Origin of the sequence: Streptomyces sp. NPDC051940, from assembly GCF_040680895.1 — a bacterium.
In the GTDB taxonomy this organism is placed as follows: Bacteria; Actinomycetota; Actinomycetes; order Streptomycetales; family Streptomycetaceae; genus Streptomyces.
On sequence record NZ_JBFAXR010000096.1, the window covers coordinates 1 to 23,650 of the forward strand.

20 protein-coding genes and 1 pseudogene are annotated in these 23,650 nt (G+C 71.9%); 6 read left to right on the top strand and 15 right to left on the bottom strand.

Going from position 1 to position 23,650, the window contains the following annotated elements:
- The first annotated feature begins 77 nt into the window (after window positions 1–77).
- Window positions 78–1,133 carry a LacI family DNA-binding transcriptional regulator gene (locus tag AB0M28_RS29060; RefSeq protein WP_365411335.1) on the top strand — a complete coding sequence of 352 codons (1,056 nt, stop codon included), beginning with the start codon at window positions 78–80 and terminating at the stop codon, window positions 1,131–1,133.
- A gap of 25 nt (window positions 1,134–1,158) precedes the next feature.
- On the opposite strand, the gene AB0M28_RS29065 is transcribed toward AB0M28_RS29060, so the two are convergent.
- The 7 genes from AB0M28_RS29065 to AB0M28_RS29095 form a co-directional block, all read right to left on the bottom strand.
- Complete coding sequence (locus AB0M28_RS29065; protein WP_365411338.1) at window positions 1,159–3,051, bottom strand: alkyl sulfatase dimerization domain-containing protein; 1,893 nt, start codon at window positions 3,049–3,051, stop codon at window positions 1,159–1,161.
- Window positions 3,052–3,080: 29 nt separating this feature from the next.
- Window positions 3,081–3,833 (bottom strand): response regulator transcription factor, encoded by a 753-nt coding sequence (locus AB0M28_RS29070; protein WP_365411341.1) that lies wholly within the window; start codon window positions 3,831–3,833, stop codon window positions 3,081–3,083.
- Entirely contained in the window at window positions 3,830–5,101 is a 1,272-nt protein-coding gene (locus AB0M28_RS29075) for a histidine kinase (protein ID WP_365411344.1), read from the bottom strand. Before AB0M28_RS29075 ends, AB0M28_RS29070 begins: the two co-directional genes overlap by 4 nt.
- Window positions 5,102–5,231: 130 nt before the next feature.
- Window positions 5,232–6,545: an ABC transporter permease gene (locus AB0M28_RS29080; protein ID WP_365411347.1), complete on the bottom strand. Its 1,314-nt coding sequence runs from the start codon at window positions 6,543–6,545 to the stop codon at window positions 5,232–5,234.
- A gap of 3 nt (window positions 6,546–6,548) precedes the next feature.
- Window positions 6,549–7,370 (bottom strand): ABC transporter ATP-binding protein, encoded by an 822-nt coding sequence (locus AB0M28_RS29085; protein WP_365411350.1) that lies wholly within the window; start codon window positions 7,368–7,370, stop codon window positions 6,549–6,551.
- Window positions 7,371–7,487: 117 nt separating this feature from the next.
- Window positions 7,488–8,030 (bottom strand): hypothetical protein, encoded by a 543-nt coding sequence (locus tag AB0M28_RS29090; protein ID WP_365411353.1) that lies wholly within the window; start codon window positions 8,028–8,030, stop codon window positions 7,488–7,490.
- A 339-nt stretch (window positions 8,031–8,369) separates the two neighbouring features.
- Entirely contained in the window at window positions 8,370–9,236 is an 867-nt protein-coding gene (locus tag AB0M28_RS29095) for a hypothetical protein (RefSeq protein WP_365411356.1), read from the bottom strand.
- Window positions 9,237–9,685: 449 nt separating this feature from the next.
- Between AB0M28_RS29095 and AB0M28_RS29100 the strand changes: the two are divergent.
- A pseudogene (locus AB0M28_RS29100) lies at window positions 9,686–9,920 on the top strand (IS256 family transposase); the annotation flags it as partial.
- Between the two features lie 170 nt (window positions 9,921–10,090).
- On the opposite strand, the gene AB0M28_RS29105 reads toward AB0M28_RS29100, so the two are convergent.
- The 3 genes from AB0M28_RS29105 to AB0M28_RS29115 form a co-directional block, all read right to left on the bottom strand.
- Window positions 10,091–10,657 (bottom strand): GNAT family N-acetyltransferase, encoded by a 567-nt coding sequence (locus AB0M28_RS29105; protein WP_365411358.1) that lies wholly within the window; start codon window positions 10,655–10,657, stop codon window positions 10,091–10,093.
- A 74-nt stretch (window positions 10,658–10,731) separates the two neighbouring features.
- Complete coding sequence (locus AB0M28_RS29110; protein WP_365411360.1) at window positions 10,732–11,670, bottom strand: MerR family transcriptional regulator; 939 nt, start codon at window positions 11,668–11,670, stop codon at window positions 10,732–10,734.
- A gap of 269 nt (window positions 11,671–11,939) precedes the next feature.
- Window positions 11,940–12,116, bottom strand: a complete 177-nt coding sequence (locus AB0M28_RS29115) for a hypothetical protein (protein ID WP_365411363.1) — start codon at window positions 12,114–12,116, stop codon at window positions 11,940–11,942.
- A gap of 121 nt (window positions 12,117–12,237) precedes the next feature.
- Here AB0M28_RS29115 and dhaK point away from each other — a divergent pair, with 121 nt between their 5' ends.
- From dhaK to AB0M28_RS29130, 3 genes are read left to right on the top strand one after another with little or no spacing between them, the layout of a single operon-like run.
- Window positions 12,238–13,230, top strand: coding sequence for a dihydroxyacetone kinase subunit DhaK (dhaK, locus tag AB0M28_RS29120; protein ID WP_365411366.1), 993 nt, complete (start codon window positions 12,238–12,240; stop codon window positions 13,228–13,230).
- Between the two features lie 27 nt (window positions 13,231–13,257).
- Window positions 13,258–13,857 carry a dihydroxyacetone kinase subunit DhaL gene (gene dhaL / locus AB0M28_RS29125; RefSeq protein ID WP_365411369.1) on the top strand — a complete coding sequence of 200 codons (600 nt, stop codon included), beginning with the start codon at window positions 13,258–13,260 and terminating at the stop codon, window positions 13,855–13,857.
- Complete coding sequence (locus tag AB0M28_RS29130) at window positions 13,850–14,257, top strand: PTS fructose transporter subunit IIA (RefSeq protein WP_365411372.1); 408 nt, start codon at window positions 13,850–13,852, stop codon at window positions 14,255–14,257. The genes dhaL and AB0M28_RS29130 overlap by 8 nt, the downstream gene beginning before the upstream one ends.
- A gap of 42 nt (window positions 14,258–14,299) precedes the next feature.
- Here the strand turns inward: AB0M28_RS29130 and AB0M28_RS29135 are convergent, their stop codons facing one another.
- The gene (locus tag AB0M28_RS29135) at window positions 14,300–16,228 is read right to left on the bottom strand and encodes a family 20 glycosylhydrolase (RefSeq protein WP_365411374.1); all 1,929 of its coding nucleotides are present in this window, start codon (window positions 16,226–16,228) and stop codon (window positions 14,300–14,302) included.
- Between the two features lie 181 nt (window positions 16,229–16,409).
- Between AB0M28_RS29135 and AB0M28_RS29140 the strand changes: the two genes are divergently transcribed.
- Entirely contained in the window at window positions 16,410–17,897 is a 1,488-nt protein-coding gene (locus AB0M28_RS29140) for a glycoside hydrolase family 20 protein (protein ID WP_365411377.1), read from the top strand.
- Window positions 17,898–18,012: 115 nt separating this feature from the next.
- On the opposite strand, the gene AB0M28_RS29145 is transcribed toward AB0M28_RS29140, so the two are convergent.
- From AB0M28_RS29145 to AB0M28_RS29160, 4 genes are all read right to left on the bottom strand, one after another.
- Window positions 18,013–20,226, bottom strand: a complete 2,214-nt coding sequence (locus tag AB0M28_RS29145) for a glycoside hydrolase family 3 N-terminal domain-containing protein (protein WP_365411380.1) — start codon at window positions 20,224–20,226, stop codon at window positions 18,013–18,015.
- Window positions 20,227–20,300: 74 nt separating this feature from the next.
- Window positions 20,301–21,176 (bottom strand): carbohydrate ABC transporter permease, encoded by an 876-nt coding sequence (locus tag AB0M28_RS29150; protein WP_365411383.1) that lies wholly within the window; start codon window positions 21,174–21,176, stop codon window positions 20,301–20,303.
- A complete protein-coding gene (locus tag AB0M28_RS29155; RefSeq protein ID WP_365411386.1) occupies window positions 21,173–22,177 on the bottom strand; it encodes a sugar ABC transporter permease in 1,005 nt (334 codons plus the stop codon). The genes AB0M28_RS29150 and AB0M28_RS29155 overlap by 4 nt, the downstream gene beginning before the upstream one ends.
- Window positions 22,178–23,488, bottom strand: a complete 1,311-nt coding sequence (locus AB0M28_RS29160) for an extracellular solute-binding protein (RefSeq protein ID WP_365411389.1) — start codon at window positions 23,486–23,488, stop codon at window positions 22,178–22,180. It abuts the gene before it with no gap.
- Window positions 23,489–23,650 lie beyond the last annotated feature (162 nt).

Genomic DNA, 23,650 nt, shown 5'->3' on the forward strand with positions numbered 1-23,650 from the left:
CCCCGGGCCCGGGCCCGGGGAGCGCGCACCGGTCCGGTGAGCACACCATGGCACGTACACGCAGACACGGAGAGCAGATGACGCAGGCAAAGCGCCGCCCACGCCGCCCCGGGGCAACGATCGAGGACGTGGCGCGCGCGGCCGGCGTTTCCCGGCAGACCGTCTCCAACGTCCTGAACGCCCCGCACCGGGTACGCCCCGACACCCTCGCCCGGGTGACGCAGGCGATCGAGCGCCTCGGCTACCAGCCGGACCAGTCGGCCCGGTCGCTGCGCACCGGCTCGCGCCGCATCATCGGCTATCTCGCACCCGTGGACGACCCGTTCGACCCCAACCCGCTGATGGGCGGCTTCCTGGAGGCGCTCGTCGACGCGGCGGGCGCCGAGGGCCACCGGGTGCTCCTGGTCCGCCCGCCGCACGGCGCCGCCGACCCCCGGCCGGCGATCGACGAGCTGATCGCCGCCCGCCAGGTCGACGGCTTCGTGCTGGCCGACGTCCTGCACGGCGACGCACGGGTCGCCCATATCGCCGAGGCGGGCGTGCCGTTCGCCGCGTTCGGCCGCACCGCGCCGGGTACTCCCCAGCAGTGGGTCGACGTCGACAGCGTGGGCGCGATGGCCTCGGTGGTGGACCACCTCGCCGGGCGCGGGCACCGCCGGATCGGCTACCTCGGGTCCACGTCCGAGCTGCCGTGGATGACGGACCGCCTGGAGGGCTTCAGCGCCGGACTGCGCCGCCACGGCCTGGACGACTCCCCCGTGCTCGAACTGACCACGGCCGACGGCGACACGGCGCGCACCGTGACCGCGGTGCGCGGCCTGCTGCGCGGCCCGGACCGGCCCACCGCGTTCGCCACCGGCAACGACATGCTGGCGCTGACCGCGTACGAGGCGATCCGTGCCGAGGGGCTCACGGTCGGCCGGGACGTCGCCGTCGTCGGCTTCCACGACATCCCGCTCTGCCGGCTGCTGAACCCCCGTCTCACCTCGGTCCGCCTCCCGCTGCGCGGCATCGCCGCCGAACTGGTCCGCCGGCTGCTGGCCCAGGTCCGCGGCGAACCGGTGCCCGGGAAGGGCCTGCTGCTGCCGGCGGAGCTGATCGCGCGCGACAGCACGCCTGCGCGGGAGGCGTGACCGTCAGAGGGTCCGATCCTCTCTCTTACGGGGTCACGATCGCGAAGTCCTGGTCTCCACGGTCGAGCAGCGACGCGAGCCGGCCGAGGACCGAGGCGTCGCCCTCGACCTTGATGCCCGCCTCGGCGAGGCGCTCCGGGGTCGGCTCGCCCAGGGCGAGCGCGGGCAGGGCGCTCGCGGTGGCCGTCAGGACGACGTCGGCGGCGTCCTGCTGCGGAGCCGCGCTCTGCGTGAGCACGCCGTTGGCCAGGCGGAGCCGGTACCTCTCGCCGCTGTCGGTGAGCCGGACGTCGATGGTGAGCTTCTCGTCCCACGCCCTCGGGCCGTCGATCTGGATGGCGATGGCGTCGAACAGCAGTCGCGGCGCGAGGTGTCCGACGATGTCCGCCGAGGCGGCGACCGTGGGCGTGCCGAACCGGCCGTCGCGCAGCTCGGTGGCACCGGACAGGTAGAAGTTGCGCCAGGTGCCGTTCTCCGCGCCGTAGCCGAGCTGCTCGTAGGTGTCGGCGAGCAGCTCGCGCGCCCCGGCGTGGTCCGGTTCGGCGAACACCACGTGGCTGAGCACCTCGGCCGCCCAGCGGAAGTCGCCCGTGTCGAACGCGCCGCGCGCCTTGTCGACGACCGCGTCCGCGCCGCCCATGAACTCGGTGTAGCGCTTGCCGGCCTCGACCGGGGTGTGCTGCCACAGATGGGCCGGGTTGCCGTCGAACCAGCCCATGTAGCGCTGGTAGATCGCCTTGAGGTTGTGGCTGACCGAGCCGTAGTAGCCGTGCGTGCTCCAGGCCTTCTCCAGGGCCGGCGGCAGCTCGAGGTGCTCGGCGATCTCCGCACCGGTCCAGCCCTTGTTGATCAGCCGCAGGGTCTGGTCGTGCAGATATCCGTACAGGTCGCGCTGGATCCCCAGGAACTCCACCACGCGCTCCCGGCCCCAGGTCGGCCAGTGGTGCGAGGCGAAGGCGACGTCCGTGGTGTCCCCGAACAGGTCGATCGTCTCGGTGAGATAGCGCGCCCAGTTGTGCGGGTCGCGGACCACCGCGCCGCGCAGCGTCAGCAGATTGTGCAGCGTGTGCGTGGCGTCCTCGGCCGTGCACAGGGCGCGCAGGTCGGGGAAGTGGATGAGCATCTCCGCCGGCGCCTCGGTGTCGGGTGCCATCTGGAAGACCATGCGTACGCCGTCGACCACCTCCTCCTGCCCGGTGGCGGTGATGTGCACGGTGGGCGGGATGAGGGTGATCGTGCCGGTCGACGTGGTCTGCCCGAGCCCCGCTCCGACCTGCCCCTGCGGGCCGCGGGCGAGCGCCGCCCCGTACATGTAGGCGGCGCGTCGGCCCATCGCGGTGCCGGCGTACACGTTCTCCGACACGGCGTGCTCGGTGAACCCGGCGGGGGCGAGCACCGGTACCCGGCCCGCGTCCACGTCCTCCTGCGTCGTGACGCCCTTGACACCGCCGAAGTGGTCGACGTGCGAGTGGGTGTAGACGACCCCGGTGACCGGGCGCTCGCCGCGGTGCTCGCGGTAGAGCGCGAGGGCCGCCTCGGCCGTCTCCTTGGACAGCAGGGGGTCGATCACCACCACGCCGGTGTCGCCCTCGACGAACGTCACGTTCGACAGGTCGAGGCCGCGTACCTGGTAGACGCCCTCGACGACCTCGAACAGGCCCTGCTCGGCGACCAGTCGCGACTGCCGCCACAGGCTCGGGTTCACGGTGTCCGGGGCGGCGCCCCCGAGGAAGGCGTAGGTGTCGTTGTCCCAGACGACGCCGCCGTCCCCGCCCCGCACGGCGTTCGGCTCGCGACGGGCGATCAGCCCGCGTGCGGCGTCCTCGAAGTCCTGTGTGTCGGCGAACGGAAGATGTTCGAGCAGCTCCGCCTGCCGGCGGGAGACGGACGGATGGACCGGCTTGGGCGATGAGGTCATGGGGGGATATTGGCATGATTGCTCCGCAATCACCCAGATTGACCTCCCGGCACCGAACCCGAACCACGTGCGACGGTGACGAGTCCGGTCTCGTACGCCGTGATCACCGCCTGTGCCCGGTCGCGGAGTTGGAGCTTGCCGAGAATGCGCGAGACGTGCGTCTTGACGGTGGTTTCGGACAGGTGCAGGTGCCGGGCGAGTTCCGTGTTGCTCAGACCCTGGGCGACCAGGCCCAGGACCTCGCGTTCGCGCGCGGTGAGCGCGTCCAGGCCGGGATGGGTACGGGCCGTTGGGGCCGGCCGGTCACCGACCGGGTCCGCCGTCGGCGCGGTGCCGTCCCGCCGCCTGGTGGCGGCGAAGCGCTCGACGAGGCGGCGGGTGATGCCCGGGGCCAGCAGGGCGTCGCCGGTGCGGACCAGGCGGACGGCGGCGAGGAGGTGTTCGGGCGTGACGTCCTTGAGCAGGAAACCGCTGGCGCCCGCGGCCAGGGCGTCGTACACGTGCTCGTCGAGGTCGAACGTGGTCAGGATGATCACACGGGGAGCGTCGGGCCGCCCGTCGGCGAGGATGCGGCGCGTGGCCTCCAGACCGTCGCACTCCGGCATCCGGATGTCCATCAGGACCACGTCCGGACGCGTGCGCCGAACGGCTTCCACGGCCTCCGAGCCGTCGCCGGCCTCGGCCACGACATCGATGCCGTCGAGGGTGAGGATCATCCGGAAGCCGGTGCGGACGAGGATCTGGTCGTCGGCCAGCACGACGCGCAGGGGGCTGTCGGTCACACGCTCTCCGCAGGCGGCAGGGGGATCAGGGCGCGGACCCGGTAGCCGCCGTCGGAAGTCGGGCCGGCGTGCAGCGTACCGCCGTACATCGACAGGCGTTCGCGCAGGCCGAGCAGGCCGCGCCCGTTGCCGGAGGAGGCGGCCGGCCCCGGTGGGCCGCCGGTGTCGGTGACCGCGACGCTGAGCTCCGCTCCGTCGTACGCCACAGCCACCGCGGCTTGTGCGCCCGTGGCGTGCTTGAGGGTGTTGGTCAGCGCCTCCTGAACCACGCGGTAGGCCGCCAGCCCGGCCCCGGGCGGCACCTCGGCCAGGGTGCCGGTCACGGTCAGCGTGACCGGCAGTCCCGCCTCACGGACCCGGCCCACCAGGGTCGCAAGCCGGCCGAGACCGGGCTGCGGGGCCAGGTCCGCCGGCTCGGCGGTGCCGTCGTCGTCCATCGTGAGCAGGCCCATGGTGTGCCGGAGCTCCGTCAGGGCGGCGCGGCCCGCGGACTCCGCCGCCAGCAGCGCCTCACGGGCGAGGTCGGGCGCCGCCTCGATGCCGCGGCGGGCGGCCCCGGCCTGGATGACCATCATGCTGACGTTGTGGGTGATGACGTCGTGGAGTTCGCGGGCGATGCGGGCCCGCTCCTGCTCCGCCGCGCGGCGCAGCTCCGCGGCCCGCTCCCGTTCCAGTGCCGCCACCCGTTGCTGTTTCTCCTCGGCCCGCGCGCGCCAGCCGCGCATCCAGTAGCCGGCCGCCGCCAGGGGGACGAGCACGAGCGCCGGAACGTACTCGTCGGGCACCCGCCACATCGCCGGCTGCCCCTTCGGGGCCAGGAGTACGAGGGCCGCGGGCAGGCTGAGCAGGGCGGCCGGCTGGTACGGGCTGTAGGCCACGGCGGAGTACGTGGCGATGATCAGGCAGTAGAACACCATGCGCAGCACGGCGTCGGGAACGAGCAGGCCGGCGGCCAGCACGACCCAGAGCACGGCGAGCGGGTAGCGCCTGCGCAGCGCCAGCGGAAGCGTGGTCCCGAGCATGGGCAGCACCGCGCCCACCCAGGTCTGCGCACCATCGCGGGTGCGCACCACCCCGTCGACCTGGATGATGCTGGCCCCGATCCCGGAGTCCAGCGCGTAGTACACGCCGACCACGCCCAGGACGGCAGCCAGCAGCGCGTCGGCGATCACGGCGCGGCGGGCCGGCTCGGGCGGCGGACCGACCGGCCGGACCAGCGCCGCCACCGCGCCACGGACCCGGGACTGCGCCGGCAGGTTCTTCGTCACCGGGCCATTCTCGCCGCCGCCGCGCGCACGCCGCGTCCTCCCGGAGCGGTGCCCTGCCGCGCTCCGTACTCCTGCGGTCTACATCGCACGGAGGACAATCCCGCCAGAGGACGACGTGTCAGCCGCCTTCTCAGGCGGTCATTGCCACCGCGTTCACGGCCGGGATGCGCAGCACGCGGCGGGTGGTGGCGAGCGTGGTACCCACCGTGGCCGCCACGGCGATCCCGGCGATCGCCGCCCAGATGAGCGGGCTCTGGCCGGGCAGCATCCGGTCGGTACGGGCGATGGTGAACGGGATGATCCCCGCCAGCGCCGCGAGCGTGCCGAAGAGGACGCCGGTGACGGCCAGCAGCACCGATTCCAGCCCCGCCGCGGCGTACACCTGCCCCGGTGTGGCGCCGGCCAGTCGCTGCTGGCCGAACTCGCGGGAGCGGTAGGACGTGGTGGCGTACAGGGTGTTGATCAGCATCACGCAGGCGAAGAGTGCGATGATCCCGACGAAGGCGAAGTTGAGGGTTTCGACGGTCTGGTCGTCCCTGGTCCTGACGGGCCCGCCGACCCGGTCGTTCTCGATCGCCTGCATGTACAGGGTGCCGGTGGAGATCCCGACGAACAGGATCAGCGGCATCAGTACGCCCGTCAGCTCGGCGGTCCGCTGTCGCAGCCCATGGACGGTCAGGTATCCGGACGCCGTGGCGCAGAGCGGGCGCGCGGCGGCACGCAGCAGCCGGCCCAGCAGGGTCGGCGAGTAGACCGCGAAGCCCACCGAGAGCAGGATCGCCCCGTAGGCGGGAGGCGCCATCGCCTCCGGACCGGCGTCGCCCATGGCGAACGAGGCAGCCGCCAGCAGCGTGCCGAGGACCAGTGCCGACCGGCCTCCCCACGCCCGCAGCCGCCGGTGCCCGGTGTGCCGGCGGGTGGCCCGGCGTACCGCCAGGAGTGCGGCGCCGGCCGCCGCCAGCAGCGTGACGTACAGACCCGACATCAGGGCAAGCGGCCCGAAGGCGTGCTCCACCGACTCGGCCACCAGCCCGCTGTCCTGGAACAGCACCAGGAGCCGGCGCCCGCCGAACATCGCCGGCACGATCGCCAGCGCGGCCCCCACCAGGGCGACGACCGCGGCCTCGCCGACCACCATCCACCTGATCTGCGCAGGGGTGGCGCCGGTGCAGCGCAACAGGTCCATCTCGGCCGAGCGCTGGCGGACGGTGACGGTGAGGGTGGACGCCACCGCGAAGAAGATGAGGAACGAGCCGTAGCCGCCGGTCACCGTCGCCGCCGTCGTCAGTGTCTCGGCGCTGACGTGGTCGACGCCCGCGCCCTGGGCGGTGTCGAGCAGCGAGTAGAACGTCATGATGATCGCCGCACCGAGGAAGGCGGACAGGAGTGTGGCGGCGAACCGTCCGGGCCGCTGCCGGATCGAGCGCATGGCCAGGGCGAACACGGCTCACACCTCCGCCATCGGATGGGTACCGCGGTCGCCGCTGTCCGGCCCGTACTCATCGCCCAGGTGCGCCATCCGCTCCGCCACCGCGTCCGCGGTCGGCGCCCGCATCCGGCCCGCGACCCGCCCGTCGGCGAGGAACTGCACCGTGTCGGCGTACGAGGCGGCCACCGGGTCGTGCGTCACCATCACGACCGTCTGCCCGTGGGTGTGCACCGATTCCCGCAGCAGCGCCAGTACGTCGCGGGCGCTGTGCGTGTCCAGCGCACCGGTGGGCTCGTCGGCGAAGACCACCGCGGGCCTGGCCACCAGGGCCCGGGCGATGGCGACGCGCTGTCGCTGTCCACCGGACAGCTCGTCCGGCCGCCGGTCGAGCTTCGCGCCGAGCCCCATCCGGGTCAGCAACTCGCGCGTGCGCTCGCGGTCGACGCGCCGGCGCGCCAGTTTCAACGGCAGCACAGTGTTCTGCGCGACGGTGAGCGCCGGCAGCAGATTGTACTGCTGGAAGACGAACCCGATCCGCTGCCGCCGGAACCGGGTCAGCTCCGCCTCGGTCCCCCCGGTGAGCTCGGCACCGTCGACCGTCACGGTGCCGCTGTCGGCCCGGTCGAGTCCGGCGGCGACCTGCAGCAGCGTGGTCTTGCCGGAGCCGGAGGGGCCCATCACGGCGGTGAACGTACCGTGCCGCAGGGACAGCGTCACCCGGTCGAGCGCGGTGACAGCGCCGTCGCCGCTGCCGTACGTCTTGGTCACGTCGTTCAGGCGCAGGGCGTCGACCGGGTGCGCGGTGGTCGCATCGCCCTGGTGCGTGCGGCCGTCGGACATCGTCCTCAACTCCTCCGTGGGGCGGGTATCGGCTGACCCGGCTCTCCAGCCACGTCAGAGCAGTGGTGGGTGGAACGATGCCCCCGGTCACTTGGACTGCGCTAAAAGCCGGCTCGGTCACCATCGGGCGCGCAGGACGCCGTCGCTGTCGGGCAGGACGGCGCACAGAAGCGGGTGGCGTTCGTCGAGGTACACGGTCAGGGCGCAGGCCGCCCGGGCGCCGGCCACCAGGGTGGCGAGCTCCGGGTACTCGGTGTCGTCGACGACCGCGTGTCTGATCGTCCCGTCCTGTGCCTCCCAGACGAACTCCGCGGATCCCTCCTCGGGCAACGTGGCGAGCACCGCGCCGACATCGGCGTTCAGGTCAGGCCAGACGGTCAGCAGCGCGCGGGGGCTGAGACCGGTACGCACCGCGTCGAGGTTCTCCGGCGTGAGGCGGTGGAAGCGTGCGGCGTTGCGGATGTAGCCCTCCTCCAGGAGCACTGCCTTCCGTGCGGCCAGCACGGTGCGCACGCGCTTCCAGAACTCCTCGTCGGCCGCCCCCACCACGTCCGGCTCCTCCAGCTCCGCCGCGCAGGGGGAGGTCGCCATCGGTTCCGGGAAGAGACCGAGTTCCCGTGTACGGGCCACGGCGTCGGCGCAGAGCCGATCGCTGCCCACATACACATACTGGTCCCACCCGACGGCTCCACGCCGAAGTGGACGAACCCGGTGACTGCGGGCTCGCGGATCTCCAGCCGATCGATGCCCGAGCCCTCCGCGAAGGCGGCGATCGCCGCGAGGTACGCGGCTTCGCCCGGCCCGTGGTCACTGACCGCCTCCTCGGCACCGGTGTAGTGGCCGTGTTCGTCACGGTCGGCGGGGTCGTACTTGGTGATCCGGTAGACGAAGGACGGCGGCACGTTGCTCCCTGCGCGGTCAAGCGGGGTGCCAGCGCAACTCCCCGGCGTGAATGGATGGTCGACGATCGCGTGGAAACGGGCTTTCCAGCGCTGGGAATCAGCTGCTGAGGTCGAACACGCCCCAGGTGGTGAACGGCCCGGCCTGGACGTAGATCCTGCTTCCTCGGCCGACAACCCGCCGCCGGCCGGGGGCAGAGCCATCGGGCAGGGCGAGCACCCCGACGTCCGTTGACTCGACGGATGTTGCGGTGATCTCTCCGTGGGCGAGCCGGTCCCGCTCCTCGCCGTAGCCGCCGTAGAAGGCAACCCGCTCCCCGTGGACGGCCACCGCTTCGGCGCCCCGTACGCGGTTCGCCCACACCCTCACGGGCCGATCGGTGCGGTCGGGGCGTATCTCGACGAGCGGGAAGTCCGTGTACGGGCACGCCCAGGCGGTGGTGCCCGACACGTTCAGGGCGTAGCAGTCGAAGAGACCGGGGATGCGGGCGTCGTCCGACGTCCAAGCGAGTCGGCCCGTGGCGCTCCAGCAGCGGATCCCCACCGGGTTCTCGTCGAAGTGCCCTACCCAGATACGGCCGGCCTCGTCCACGAGCAGGTGCTCGATGGCGTCCCCGACGGAGAAGGACGAGGTCTCACGGCCGGTCGCGTCGAAGACCTGGACCTGGTTCGCGTCCTCGTAGCGGCGGACGCGAGACGCGGCGACCACGAACCCGCCGTCGGGCAGGCGGTCCAGGTGCGGCCAGCGGGCCCGCACGGCGCTCAGCTCGGTGAGTTCGACGTTGCCGCCCGGATCGACGGAAACGACCAGCGCGTCAACGGGCCGGACATCGCCGTCGGGCCGCGGAGCGCGTTCGGCAAGCAGCCAGTGGGCGGCGCCGAAAACGTCGACGGTACTGGTCAGGACGTGGCGGTCGTGGTGCGCTTGGGGCAGGTGGGCGTAGGGAACAAGGACGGTCTTCTGCACGCGGGCTCTCCTGAGTGGGCGGTCGGTCACGGCCATCGGGTGCTGCAGTGCGGCAATCGGCGGCGCGCGATCGGCGGAGAGCGGAGCGGGGCTAGAGGGCATGGCCCTTTCTGGTCGTCATGAGGTGATCCTGGTCGACGTCCGACCTGGGGACAAGCCATTTCGGGTGTACCTGAGCGCTCCAGCTGGCACCGTTCGTCAACCGCGACTGCGGCGCGGCTTCGTGTGCCGGAGGCGCCTGTCTCCTGCCAGTCGGTGGCCTCGAGCTCAGCCCAGGTCTCCCCAGCCGGGTCCCAGGCCGACACTCGATCAGTCGGAGATGAGCTCCGTGCCAACTGAGCAGCCATCTCGCCCAAGTGGGCACCACGGAGCCTGTGAGCCGGCAGCTTGCGCGGAACAAGGTCACCACCGCGGCCGGGACCGTGGAGGTGAAGGCCCCGCGGATCGTGCCTGCGCTGGAGCAGTTCCTCGGTGGTTCGGCCGGGCTTTCGCCGGCCACGGTCACGCGGCTGACGGTCCAGTGGCAGGCCGACCACGCCGCCTTCATGCACCGCGATCTGTCGGCCATGGACTACGTGTACGTGCGGGCGGATGGCACCAAGGAGCTGATCGCGCTGGCCGACGGATCGCGAGTCGACGGAGGCGTGGGCGGGCCTGCTACGCGACTGTGCCCGCCGGGGCATGCGGCCAAGGACCAGGCCCGCAAAGCCGTCGCCGCGTTCACCCGGCGGCTGCGGACCCCTCGTCGCTCCGGTCCGTGCCGGGGCCCGCTTCGAACGCGGCCAACTCGTCGAACGCCCCGAGGCCCTCGCGGCGTGAGCAGCCTCAGCCGATCCGCAGAAGCAGGGAGGATCTCAGGCACTCGTGCGCCGTATGTGCAGGTGGCCGTCGCGGGGGAAGGAGGGCGGCGCCGCGGGCAGGATGCTGTCGAAGTCGTACCGGCTTTTCTGCGCAACCCGGCACGATGCGAGGTTGTCCACCTGGTGCAGGAGTTCGAGACGCTCCAGCCCGTCGGCTTCGAAGGTGTCGAAGGCCCAGTTGGTGAGTGCTTCCAGAGCGCGCGGTGCCACTCCCCGCCCTCGAGCGTGCGCCGCGGTCCAGTAGCCCACCTCGGCCGCCGCTTTGCCGGGGACGACTTCCTTGAGGACCACGTTGCCCACCAACTGTTCGCGAACTGAACCGGGTTGTGCCGCAAGGACGGCGAAGCCGAACCGGCCCCCCGCTGCCCAGCCCCGCTGCTGGGCCTGCACCCACCGTGCCCCGTCAGCATCGTGGTCCACGACAGAACTCGCCCACTGGCGCAATGCGGGATCCCGGCTCACCTCGACCAATGCGGGAACGTCCGCCATGCGCCAGGGGCGAAGAACGAGAGCGGGAGAGGCCGGCGTCGCGGCCACCTGAAGTACGACGGGGGCATTCACCGACCGATCGTATGCGGCGGCGTTTTCACCCGACGCCGGCCGCGTCCGTCCCATGCCGCCTTGCGACCACCCCGTCATTGCGGTGTCCGCACGCGCAGAGCCTTTACGGACCAGTCGAACACCGGCGCCAGACTCTCCGGCGGCGGCCAGCCGTTGACCACTGCGAGCAGCTGGAGGTACCGCTCCCTGCGGGGGTCGTTCACGCTCTCCAGCCGAGTCGCAAGCCGGCGGCGAAGCTCGACGTCGTCGGGACGGCCGAGGAGGTGCGCGTAGTGCGCCGTGAACGCCGCGACGATCGGATCGGCCTGGGGCGAGGCCGGGTCGATGCCGGCGGTCAGGGCCGGGCCGGCCTGGTCACGGACGAGGGCGGCGATATCGCGGCGCGGGCCCATCGTGTCGCTTCGGGCCTGCTCGGCTGCCTGGTCCTCGGCCATCCGCCGCACGACGGCGCGGAAGTCCGGATCCAGGGACATTTCGGCCAACTCCACCCATGCCTGGACCTGCTCCGCCTCCGGGTTGTCGGGCAACTCGGGGGTCATCGAGCGCATGACCCCCGCGAAGGCGGGGGCGGCGTCAAGACCGCCGAAAACGACGTCGAGGAAATCGCCGATCAGACGTCGGCGTTCGTCCTCGGAGAGCTGGGACAACCGGTGCATGAGTTCCGTCTCCTCAGGTGTGGACCCGCGCTCGGCCACCGCCGTCAGCACCGCGCGCCGCAAACGCAGGACGCGGATCTGCACCGCCAGTGCTTCGGCGTGCGCCGCGGCGACCTCGGGAAGCGAGAGCTCGCGGTCCACGACCTTGCGGATCGTGGGAAGGTCCAGTCCCAGCTCGCGCAGGGTCCGCACGAGGTCCAGGCGTGCGACGGCGTCGATGTCGTACAGGCGGTAGCCGGCCGGGCTGCGGTCCCTCGGCGCCACGATTCCGCGATCGGAGTAGAACCGAATGGTCTTGACCGTCAGACCGGTCCGCCGAGCGAGCTCGCCGATCGAGTAGAGCGTGTCGCCGTCCATGCCCCCACCTTTGCGTCTCCCCCTACTGGAGACTCAAGCCCCCTATGCCTGCCGGCAGCCAACCACTCCTCATCCACAAGTCTTGACAATTCCTCGCCCAAGGTCGATCAGGTCCGCTCCGCAGGACGATGGGCGCCGGCCGCTGATCGCGGCCCGCAGCACCCGATCGGTGAGCGGCTCGCCTCGGCCGTCCCGAATTTCCAGCGCTGCCTCCCCCAGATCCAGCGCCCGCCGGGTGCCCTTCGTCAATGCCGCCCTGAGCTGATCACTCAGCGCGAGCCCTCCGCAGGCAGGAGCCCAGCCAGCTCCGCCTCGGTCAGCGTGTAGGGCGCGCTCCCGAGCGCCTTCTCGTCTTCATGCACAGCAGCCGCCGAGATCGGGGCCGTCGAGATACCGGTCACCGGCGGCGACGAGGTGCGGCAGGGAAACCACTCGCCACGCTGCACGCATGCCGAGCGTAGCCAGACCCAGGCGGCGGTGGTTACATGGCCGTAGCGCGGCACGTCGGTGTGGTTCGCCCTAGTCACAGGTCAAGCGCATGCCCGGCAAGGTCGGTAGGAGGCAGCCATGAAGATGCTCATCAACGTCCCCGAATCCGTCGTCTCCGACGCCCTGCGCGGGATCGCCGCCGCGCATCCGGACCTGACGGTCGATGTCGAGAACCGGGTGATCGTGCGCCGGGACGCGCCGGTCGCCGACAAGGTGGGGCTGGTGTCGGGTGGCGGGTCCGGGCACGAGCCGCTGCACGGCGGGTTCGTGGGCCCGGGCATGCTCGACGCGGCCTGTCCCGGTGAGGTGTTCACCTCGCCCGTGCCCGACCAGATGGCGCGCGCGGCGGCCGCGGTGGACAGCGGCCAGGGCGTGCTGTTCATCGTGAAGAACTACACCGGTGACGTGCTCAACTTCGACATGGCCGCCGAACTGGCCGAGGACGAGGGCATCCGGGTGGCGAAGGTCCTCGTCAACGACGACGTGGCCGTCACCGACAGCCTCTACACCGCCGGGCGGCGCGGCACGGGCGCCACCCTCTTCGTCGAGAAGATCGCCGGAGCCGTCGCCGAGGAGGGCGCGCCGCTGGAGCGCGTCGAGGCCGTCGCACGCCAGGTCAACGAGTCCTCGCGCAGCTTCGGCGTGGCCCTGTCCGCCTGTACGACCCCGGCCAAGGGCAGTCCGACGTTCGACCTCCCGCCGGGCGAGCTGGAGCTGGGCGTGGGCATCCACGGCGAACCCGGCCGCGAGCGGCGCGCGATGATGACGTCCGCCGAGATCGCCGACTTCGCCGTCGACGCGATCCTCCAGGACATGTCTCCGACCGCACCGGTGCTGGCGCTGGTCAACGGCATGGGCGCGACGCCGCTGCTGGAGCTGTACGGCTTCAACGCCGAGGTGCAGCGCGTGCTCCAGGAGCGCGGGGTCGCGGTGGCCCGCACCCTGGTCGGCAACTACGTGACCTCGCTGGACATGGCAGGCTGCTCGGTGACGCTGTGCCAGGTCGACGAGGAACTGCTGCGCCTGTGGGACGCCCCGGTCCGCACGCCCGCACTGCGGTGGGGCATCTGATCGGCGCGCTGACGAAAGGACGATCCCTTGCTCGACGCGGACTTCTTCCGCCGCTGGCTGCTGGCCGCGGCCGCCTCGGTGGACCGTGAGGCGGCCCGGCTCACCGAACTCGACTCGGCGATCGGCGACGCCGACCACGGCGCCAACCTCCAGCGCGGCTTCACCGCGGTGGTCGCGGCGCTGGAGGCCGAGCCCCCGCAGACACCGGGCGCGGTGCTGGTGCTGGCCGGCCGGCAGCTGATCTCGAAGGTCGGCGGCGCGTCCGGACCGCTGTACGGCACCCTGCTGCGCCGTACGGGCAAGGCGCTCGGCGACGCGGCGGAGGTCAGCGACGAGCAGCTGTGCGAGGCGCTGGCGGCCGGCGTGGCGGCCGTCGCGGAGCTCGGCAAGGCGGTGCCCGGCGACAAGACGATGATCGACGCGCTGACGCCGGCCGTCGAGGCGCTCCCCGACGGATACGCGGCGGCACGCGAGGCGGCGGAGAAGGGCGCGCTGGACACGGTGCCGCTGCAGGCCCGCAAGGGCCGCGCCAGCTACCTCGGCGAGCGCAGCATCGGCCACCAGGACCCGGGCGCCACGTCCTCCGCGCTGCTGGTCGCCGCGCTGGCGGAGGTGGCCGGTGGCTGACGCGGGGGTCGGGATCGTACTGGTCTCGCACAGTGCCGACGTCGCGGAGTCGGTGGCCGCGATGGCCGTCGCCCTCGCGGGCGGCGGCTTCGAGCGGATCGCCGCCGCCGGGGGCACGTCCGACGGCGGGTTCGGTACGGACGCCGAGCGGATCGCGGCGGCGGCGCGCGAGGTGGACGGCGGTGCGGGCGTGGCCGTCCTCGCCGACCTGGGCAGTGCCGTGCTGACGGTGGTGGCCCTGCTGGCCGACGAGGACGAGGAACTGCCCGCGGACACCCGCCTGGTGGACGCGCCGTTCGTGGAGGGAGCCGTGGCCGCGGTGGTCACGGCGTCCGCGGGGGCGGACCTGGCGGCGGTGCTGGCCGCGGCCGGGGATGCGTACGACTACCGGAAGGCGTGAGGTCTCGGGAGCCGCCACCGCCCCCAGTACGCCGCCGCCCTCTCAGCTCCCGTACACCTCGAACTCGTAGAGCGAGTAGCCGTACGAGGTGCCGCGCGCCGTCCCCAGCATCCGCACATGGCGGCCGGATCCGGTGAGCCCGGTCAGGTCGTCCGTGCCGCCGTCGCCGACGGTCGTCGTGTACACCGTGGTCCAGGCCGCCCCGTCGGGTGAGGTCTGGATCAGATAACCCCTCCCGTACGCCGCCTCCCAGCTGAGCCTGACCCGGGTGACGGTGCGGGTGGCGCCCAGGTCCACCTGGATCCACTCGCCGTCGGTGTACGCGCTGGACCAGCGGGTGGCGTAGTCGCCGTCGACGGCGTTCAGCGCCGGGAAGGACGGCGTCTCGGTGCTGGAGGCGGTCACCGGGCGCCCGTAGGCGAGGTTGCCGGGCTGGGCGCTGGACGGCCATGCGGGGTTGCGGCCGACGGACGCGATGACCGTCTGGTACGCGGACCAGGTGGCGACGGGCTTCGGCGAGCCCCAGACCTGCTGGGCGAGCATCCGCAGCGGGTCGCGGATCCCGGCGGCGACGGTGGCCTCGGACTCGGCGCCGGGGTTGTCGCACCAGACGTGGATCTTCGAGCCCAGGTTCTTGGCGCGGTCGGCGGTGTTGAGGTTCTGGTTGCCCTGGAAGCGGTCCGGCGTCCAGGTCTCGTAGCCCCAGCGCACATCGGGCTTGGCGCCGCCGAGGACGTAGTAGGTCGGGTCCCAGCTCTCGTTGGAGATGAGGTGGCCGTTGTTGACGTGGGTCTGCGGCGAGAGCCCGTAGTCGTACCAGAACTCGATCACCACGCTGGGGTCCACGGTGACCGCGCTGCCGCCCCCGATGCCGTCGTTCCAGGCGCGCAGGGTCTTGCCGGCGCCGCGCACGATGCCGTTGGCCCAGTTGATGAAGCCGAGGTAGGTGTCCTTGGCGTTGGCGGTGGCGCCGTAGTGGGCGGTGGCGTAGGTCTGCAGTTGCGGGTAGGCGCTGTAGTTGGTGACGTACTCGTCGGCGCCGATGTGGAAGTACTTGCCGGGGAAGAGCGGGAGGTACTCCTCGATGATGTCGCGGATCAGGGTGTACGAGTCGTCCTTCGCGAGGTCGATGTAGCCGTTGTTCACCTGGCCGGTGTTGCTGACCAGCTTCAGGTCCGGGTGCGCCGCCAGGATGGTGTCCATATGGCCGGGGGCGTCGAACTCCGGGATCACGGTGATCTTGTACTGGGCGGCGAGCGCGATGAGGTCGGTGACCTCCTGCCGGGTGAGGTGCTGGGCCGAGACGTACTCGGGGTGGCGGGTGCTCTCGATCCGGAAGCCCAGGTTGTCGGACAGGTGCAGGTGGAGGGTGTTGAGCTTCAGATAGGCGAGCTCCTTGACGTGGTCGCGGAGCCAGCCGGGGGTGAAGTACTTGCGGCCGTTGTCGACCATCAGCCCGCGCTCGGGCTTCAGCGGCCAGTCGCGTGCGGTGCCGCGCGGGACGCTCGGGCCCTGGTGCAGGAGCTGCAGGATCGTGCGGGTGCCGTAGAAGGCGCCGGCGTCGGCGCGGGCGGTGATCGTGACGCGGTCCGTGACGGACAGCGCGTAGCCCTCGGTGCCGAGCTGCGCGTCGGTGGATCCGAGGGTCAGATGGATGTCGCCCGTGCGGACGTCCGCGGCGGTGCCGGTGGTCTGCGCGGGGGTGGCGCCCGTGAGGTCGGTGAGGTCGTCGGCGAAGGTCTGGCTGGTGCCGGCCAGCTCGGCGGCGTAGGCCGTGTCGCGGACGATGCGGGTGCCGGCCGTGTAGGTGTACGCGCCCTTGCCGCCGGTCCACTCCTGGAGGGCGGGGATGGTCTGCGGCTTGGCGTTGGCGGGGCGGGCGGCGGTGGCGTGGGTGGTGAGGGCGGCGCCGGTGGTCAGGACCAGTAACAGGGTGAGGAGCAGTCGGATGACGGTTCTGCGACGGGTCATGGTGCCTCCGTATCGAGGGAGCATCGATTGAAGTGAACATGTCGCAGAGGTCTAGACATGTCAAGAGTTGCGCGAAACGGCGGCACTTGAAGCACTTGTGATCACCGGGACCTTGCGGCGGGACACCACCCGGTGATGGAGTCCTCGCAGGACCCGCACCCGACGCAGGGGGTCAGCCCGCATGCCCGACGGCGCCAACGCCCGCCCGTCCGTCATCCCCGCCCTGCGGGAGTGGACGGGTGGGACCGGCATGTTCCGTGTGACCCCGGCCTCGCGGGTGGTGGTCGGCGGGCCAGCCGCGGAACGGCTCGTGCGGCTCGCCCGGGAACTGGTCCGCGAACTCACGGAGGTGGCGGGGGTACAGCTGGGCGATCCCGTGGCCGCGGGCACACCCGCAGCTCCCGCCGGTCCTGCGCACGGCTGTGTCCACCTGCGGCTCGACCCAGGCGCCTCCCATCCCCGAGGCGGCGACCTCTACGCCCGCGAGGGCTACACCCTCGAGGTCACCGGGACGGCCGTCACCATCACCGCCCCCACCTACAGCGGCGTCTACTACGGCACCCGCACCCTGCTCCAGCTGCTGCTGCAGAGTCCCGAGCTGCCGCAGGGCACGGCGCGCGACTGGCCCGCGTACCGCCTGCGGGGCTTCATGCTCGACGTGGGCCGGCGCTTCTTCACCCCCGGCTTCGTCCGCGACTACCTGCGCCTGATGGGCTGGTTCAAGCTCAACGACCTGCAGCTGCACCTCAACGACAACGAGATCAAGCCCCCGGACGGCGACTGGTCGCGGGCGTACGACGCCTTCCGGCTGCGCAGCGACGCGCCCGGGTGGGCGGGGCTCGCCGCGCCGGACGGCTCGTACGACCGGGCCGACTGGGACGGCTTCGAGGACACGGCGGCGCTGCACGCCGTGCAGCTCACGCCGGAGATCGACGCCCCGGCGCACGCACGCTCGTTCGTACGGGTACGGCCCGGCATCGGCCTGGGCGGCGCGAACACGGACCACCTCGACCTGGGCAACCCGCAGACCCTGGCCTTCGTCAGGAGCGTCCTGGACGAGTTCACGCCGTGGTTCCGCGGCCCGGAGGTCCACTACGGCGCCGACGAGTACACCGGCCCCGAGGCCCACTACCGCACGTACTTCAACGAGACCGCCGCCCATCTGCGCCGCCTCGGCAAGCACCCGCGCGCCTGGGGCAGCCTCAGCAGGATGACGGACGACCCGGCGGGCTACGACCGGGACGTCACCGTCCACAGCTGGAACAACGGCTGGTACGGCCCGCACGCCGCGAAGGCGGACGGCTACGAGATCGTCAACACCAACGACGACCTGCTGTACGTGGTGCCGTTCGCGGACTACTACCACGGCCAGGGCCTCGACACGCGTGCCCTGTACGACACATGGGAGCCGCACGTCTTCCCGGACGGGCAGAGCCTCGAGCCGGGCGACCCGCAGCTGCGCGGGGCGATGTTCGCGGTGTGGAACGACCTGGTCCGCACCCCGTACACGGAGCAGGACGTCCACGCCCTGATCGGGCCCGCCTTCGGGGTCCTGGCCCAGAAGATGTGGGGCAGCACGGCCGCCACGCCCTCGTACGACGGCTTCACCGCGCTGCGGAAGCGGATCGGGACAGGGCCTGGCCTGACGACGGTGGCTCCGCTGGGTTAGCGCCCGCCCCGCACGGGAGGAGGGAGGGGAAGCCGTCGCCCACGGCTCCCCCTCCCCCGGGCGGCTGTCCGGCTCCCACGGAGCAGCCGCCGGCTCGCAGCCGCGGGCGACCGGTTCACCGCACCCGCAGTTCGCACCCCATCCGCCGGTCGTGTCCCACCACCCGCGTCTCGCCGGTCAGCCAGAGCCGGACCCGGTGCCGTATCTCCCCGCTGGACGGGCCGAGCCGCAGCTCGATCTCCCCCGGCTCCACGATCCGCCGCCCGTCCGGCCCGGTGTACGCGGCCAGGTCGGCCGGGAACGTCACGTGCACCTCCGCCGAGGCGCCCGCGTCCAGGGGCACCCGCGTGTAGCCGACCAGCCGGACCTCGGGACGCGCGACCTGGCCGACCGGGTCGTGCAGATACATCTGGACGACCTCCGTACCGGGACGGCCGCCCGTGTTGCGGACCGTGAACTTGATCGTCGTCTCACCGTCGGTGGGGATCTCCTCGGCGTCCCCCTGCGGTTCGTCCCACCCGAACTCCGTGTACGTGAGGCCGTGTCCGAACGGGAACAGCGGCCGCGGGTCCAGGCTGCTGGCCTCGCTGTGCCCGCCGAGCGGCGGCGCCAGATACGACGACGGCTGCCCGCCGGGGATCCGCGGTACGCCGACGGGCAGCCGCCCCGACGGCTCCACCCGCCCGGACAGCACACCGGCGACGGCCGGCCCGCCCTCCTGACCGGGGAAGAACGCCTGCACCATGGCCGCGGCCCGGCTCTCCCAGCGGCCCAGCGCGTACGGACGTCCGCTGAGGACCACCAGCACCGTCGGGGTGCCGGTGGCCAGCACCTCGTCCACCAGACGGGCCTGGCCGCGCGGGAGTTCCAGGTCCGCCGCGTCGCAGCCCTCGCCCGAGGTGCCGCGGCCGAAGAGCCCCGACCAGTCCCCGACCGCCAGCACACACACGTCGGCCTGCTCCGGGTCGTCGACGAAGACCGCGCCGGGGAGTTCCGCGCGCAGCGCGGCGGCGAGCGTGGGCACCTCGATGCCCATGGGCAGTTCGGGGTGCTCGATGCCGACGTGCCGGGGGAAGCTGTAGCAGCCGAGCATGGCGGCCGGATCGTCGGCGAGCGGTCCGGCGACCGCGATCCGCACGCCGGGAGCCAGCGGCAGGACACCCCGGTCGTTGGCGAGGAGGACGACGGACTCCTGGGCGAGGCGGGCCGCGAGGTCCCGCAGGCGCGGCGGGTCGAGGTCGACGGACCCGGGCGGTTCCGGCTCCCCGCCGGGGTCGAGCATCCCCAGCGCGCACTTCTGGGTCAGCACGCGCAGCGCCGCCCGGTCCAGCAGCTCACGGGGCGGGGTGGCGGACGGGAAGCAGCGCCCCGCCGGGAGTTCCACGTCCACGCCCGAGGCCAGGGCCAGTTCGGCGGCGTCGGCCTCGGTGGCCGCGACCCGGTGGGCGGAGTGCAGGAACGTGACGCCGAAGTAGTCCGAGACGACGGTGCCGGTGAAGCCCCACTCCTCGCGCAGCAGTCCGATCAGCAGCCCGGGATGGGCGTGTGCGGGCAGCCCGTCGATGTCGTTGTACGCGGGCATCACCGAGCGGGCGCCCCCGTCCCGTACCGCCATCTCGAACGGCGGCAGGATCACGTCGGCCAGCTCGCGCGGGCCGAGCGGCGCGGGCGCGTGGTTGCGGCCGCCGCGCGAGGCGGAGTAGCCGGCGAAGTGCTTGAGCGTGGCGATGATCCCGGCGGACTCCAGGCCCCGGACGTACGCGGTGCCGATGGTGGCCACCAGATACGGGTCCTCGCCGATGGACTCCTCCGTACGGCCCCAGCGCGGATCGCGGACGACGTCGAGCACGGGCGACAGCCCCTGGTGGATGCCGACGGCCCGCATCGACGCCCCGATCGCCTGCGCGGCCTCCGCGACCAGCGCCGGGTCGAAGGCGGCGCCCCAGGCCAGCGGGGTGGGGAAGGCGGTGGCCTGCCAGGTGGTGAACCCGGTCAGGCACTCCTCGTGCGCGATGGCGGGCAGGCCGAACCGGTTGGAGGTACGGATGTGCCACTGCAGCTGCGCGAGCCGGGCGGCGCCCTCGGCCGGCTCCACCGGGGCGGTGCCGAACGGGCGGGTGAGCTGTCCGAGGCCGTGCGGCAGCAGGTCCTCCAGCGTGGCCTGCTCCGTCATCCGCTGCTGCATCGGCGCCACGTCGCTGCCGTCGGTGGGGGCGTCGATCCAGACGCCGACCAGCTGGGCGGCCTTCTCCTCGTCGGTCATCCGGGCGAGCAGGTCGGCCGCCCGTACGTCGTCGGGCAGTGCGGTGTCCTGCCAGGGCTGGACCATGGAACTCCTCAGGTTCGTACGTAAGGAAGGGCGGCGCATGCTGCTGCGGGGGTGTGCCGGGCGGCGGCCGCCGGTCACCCCTTGGTCGCGCCGAGCGTGATGCCGCCGATCAGCTGTCGCTCCGCGACGGCGTAGAAGCCCAGCGCGGGCACCATGGCCAGGACGAGATAGGCGAAGATGCGGGCCGTGTCGGCGGAGTGCTCACCCTGGAACTGCTGCACGCCGAGCGGGATCGTCCACCAGGTCTGGTCGCTGAACACCAGCAGCGGCAGCAGGAAGTTGTTCCAGCTGCCCACGATCGCCAGGACCGACACCGTGCCCAGCGCGGGGCGCGCCATCGGCAGCAGGATCCGCCAGAAGAAGCCCGCCGGCCCGCAGCCGTCGAGGGTGGCGGCCTCCTCCAGCTCGGCGGGGATGGCGCGGAAGAACCCGCGCAGGATCACGATCGTCACCGGCAGGCCGAACGCGGCCTGCGGCAGGATCACGCCCCACGGATTGTCCAGCAGCCCCATCGTGCGCAGCATGATGAACAGCGGCACGATCGCCGCCGCGAACGGGAACATCAGCCCCATCGCGAACAGCGTGAACACCAGCTCCCGCCCCCGGAAGGCGAACCGCGCCAGCGGATACGCCGCCAACGCGGCCGCGGCCACCGTCAGCACGGTCGTCCCCACCGCGATCAGCAGACTGGAGCCGAAGGACCGCCAGAAGCCGTTCGAGGTGAGGATGTCGGTGTAGTTCTCCAGCACCCAGGGCGAGGGCAGGCCGAAGGTGCTGGCGGAGATCTGGTCGGTGGACTTGAAGCCGGAGATCGCGGCGTACAGCAGCGGGGTCACCATGAGCGCGCCGACCAGCAGCACGATCACGTACAGCGGCAGGGAGCGGACTCTGCGGCGGCGCACCGCCCGGGCCCTGGCCGAGGCCTGCGCCACCTCGATCGCGGCCGTCATCGGTTGCCTCCCATGGTGGTGAGGGCGCCCTCGGTGTCGCGGCGCATCACGAAGCGCTGGTAGCCCAGCGCGAAGACCAGGCTGATCGCGAACATCGCGATGCTGATGGCGCTGGCGTAGCCGATCTCGTAGCGCTTGAAGCCGTACTGGAAGAGGGTGACGGCCATCGTCTCCGAGGCGTGGTCGGGGCCGCCCTGGGTGGTCACCCAGACCAGGTCGAAGAGCTGGATGGCGCCGATCACGGAGAGGAAGACCGAGATGCGGATGGTGGGGCCGAGCAGCGGCAGGGTGATGTGCCGGAACCGCTGCCAGGGACCGGCGCCGTCGATCCGCGCCGCCTCGTGGAGCTCGGCGGGGATGTTCTGCAGTCCGGCCAGGTAGAGCATCATGTGGAAGCCGAAGTACTTCCACGTCATCACGAGGAACAGGGTGGCCAGCACGGTGTCCTGGTCGGCGAACCACAGCCCGCCGAGCCCGTCCAGGCCCACCGCGCCCAGCGTCTTGTCGGCGAGCCCCTCGTCCGGGGCGAACAGCATGCTGAACAGCACGCCGGTGATCACCTCGGAGAGGACGTACGGCGCGAAGAACAGCATCCGGTACACCGCCCGGCCGCGCAGCCGCTGCATCAGCAGCACGGCCATGGCGAGGGCGAACGGCAGCTGGACGACCACCGAGAAGGCCACCATCAGCAGGCCGCGCCACAGGTCGCCGAGGAAGACGGGGTCGTCCAGCAGCCGGGTGTAGTTGCCGGCGCCCACGTAGTCCTCGGGCGAGCCGAAGCCGCCCCAGTCGAAGAGGCTGACGTACGCGGCGTACATGATCGGGCCGAGCACCAGCAGCCCGAACAGCACCAGCGCGGGCACGGTGAAGGCGACGGCGGTGAACCACTCGCGCACCCGCCGTGCCCGCGGGCGCCCGCCGGCCCGGCCGTTCGGGGAGGCCGGGACCGAGGCCGGCGTGGCCGGGTGCGTGCCGTCGACGACGGCGGATATCCCCTTCATCTACTGGCTCTTGAAGACCTGGGTGATGGACTTCGTCACGTCGCCCGGCGACTTCGAGCCGGCGATGAGCGCGGCGACGCTGTCGTTGACCTCCTGGCCGACGGCCGGCGGGTAGTCCTGGTCGAGGTAGAGCTGGAAGCCGGTGGAGCCGTTCAGGGCGTCCGAGACCAGCTTGAGGTTCGGGTCGCTGAGCGCGTCCGCGGCCGCCGTGACGACGGGGATCAGCCCGGTCTCCTTGACGAGCTTGCGGTGGAACTCCGCCTCCGAGAAGAACTTCACGAACTCCAGGGCCTCCTTGGGGGCGCCCTTGCGGATCGCGTGGCCGCCTCCGCCGCCGAACACCTCGGTGAGCGCGCCCTTGCCGCCGTCGACCGAGGGGAACTGGAAGAACCCGAGGTCCGCCCCGAGGCCCTTGCCCTGGTCGGCCTCGACGCTCGGCGCCCACTGGCCCATCAGCTCCATGGCGGCCTTGGCGTTGCCGACGGCCGCGGCCTGGCCGGTGGGGGTGGAGTAGGCGGCGCCGAGGAAGCCCTTCTGGAAGGGCTCCAGGTCCACCAGTTCCTTCAGGTGCTCGCCGGCCTTGACGAAGTCGTCGCCGGTGAAGTCCTTGGCCTCGGCGGCCTGGCGCATCGCGTCCAGCCCGGCGACGCGCATCGCCAGGTAGGACCAGTAGTACATGCCGGGCCACTTCTCCTTGCCGGCCAGGGCGATGGGGGTGATCCCGGCATCCTTGAGCGCCTTGACCGCGTCGAGGTAGTCGGCCCAGGTGGTGGGCGGGGCGGTGATGCCGGCCTGCGCGAAGAGCTTCTTGTTGTACCAGAAGCCGACGGCGCCGATGTCGAACGGGACGCCGTAGGTCTTGCCGTCGATCTCGTACGGCTTCTTCGCCGCCGCCATCATGCCGCCGGTGACGTCGGCGGCGGACTCGGTGAGGTCCTCCACCAGGCCCGCCTGGACCTGCTGGCCGAGGACGCCGCCGCCCCAGGTGTGGAAGATGTCCGGAAGCTTTCCGGAGCTGATCAGGGCCGTCATCTTGGCCTTGTACGCGTCGTTCTCCAGCACGACGGGCTTGATCCTCACGTTCGGGTTCTTCGCCTCGAACTCCTTGGCCCGGGCGGCCCAGATGCCCTTGCCGGGCTCACCGGTGGTGATGTTCCACCACTCGATCACGGTTCTGCCGGAGCTGTCCTTGCCTCCGGAGTCGCTGGAGCAGGCGGTGAGCGCGGTGGCTCCCAGACCGGCCGCCGAGGTGGCGGCCAGGAACCCGCGGCGGGAGAGCCCACCGCGGGCGGACGAAGCGGTGTGGGGCACTGGCCGGGCAGCTGGCTCGAAGGGTCGCATCGCACACCTTCCGGAAGGGTTCCGAAACTTCTCGGTTGATGCGCACGGAAATTACGGGCGTGGAACGCCGGTGTCAACGCTCGTCACAGAAATGGGGGTTGGGTTTTCGCGGGAGGGCCGGGCGACGGGTGC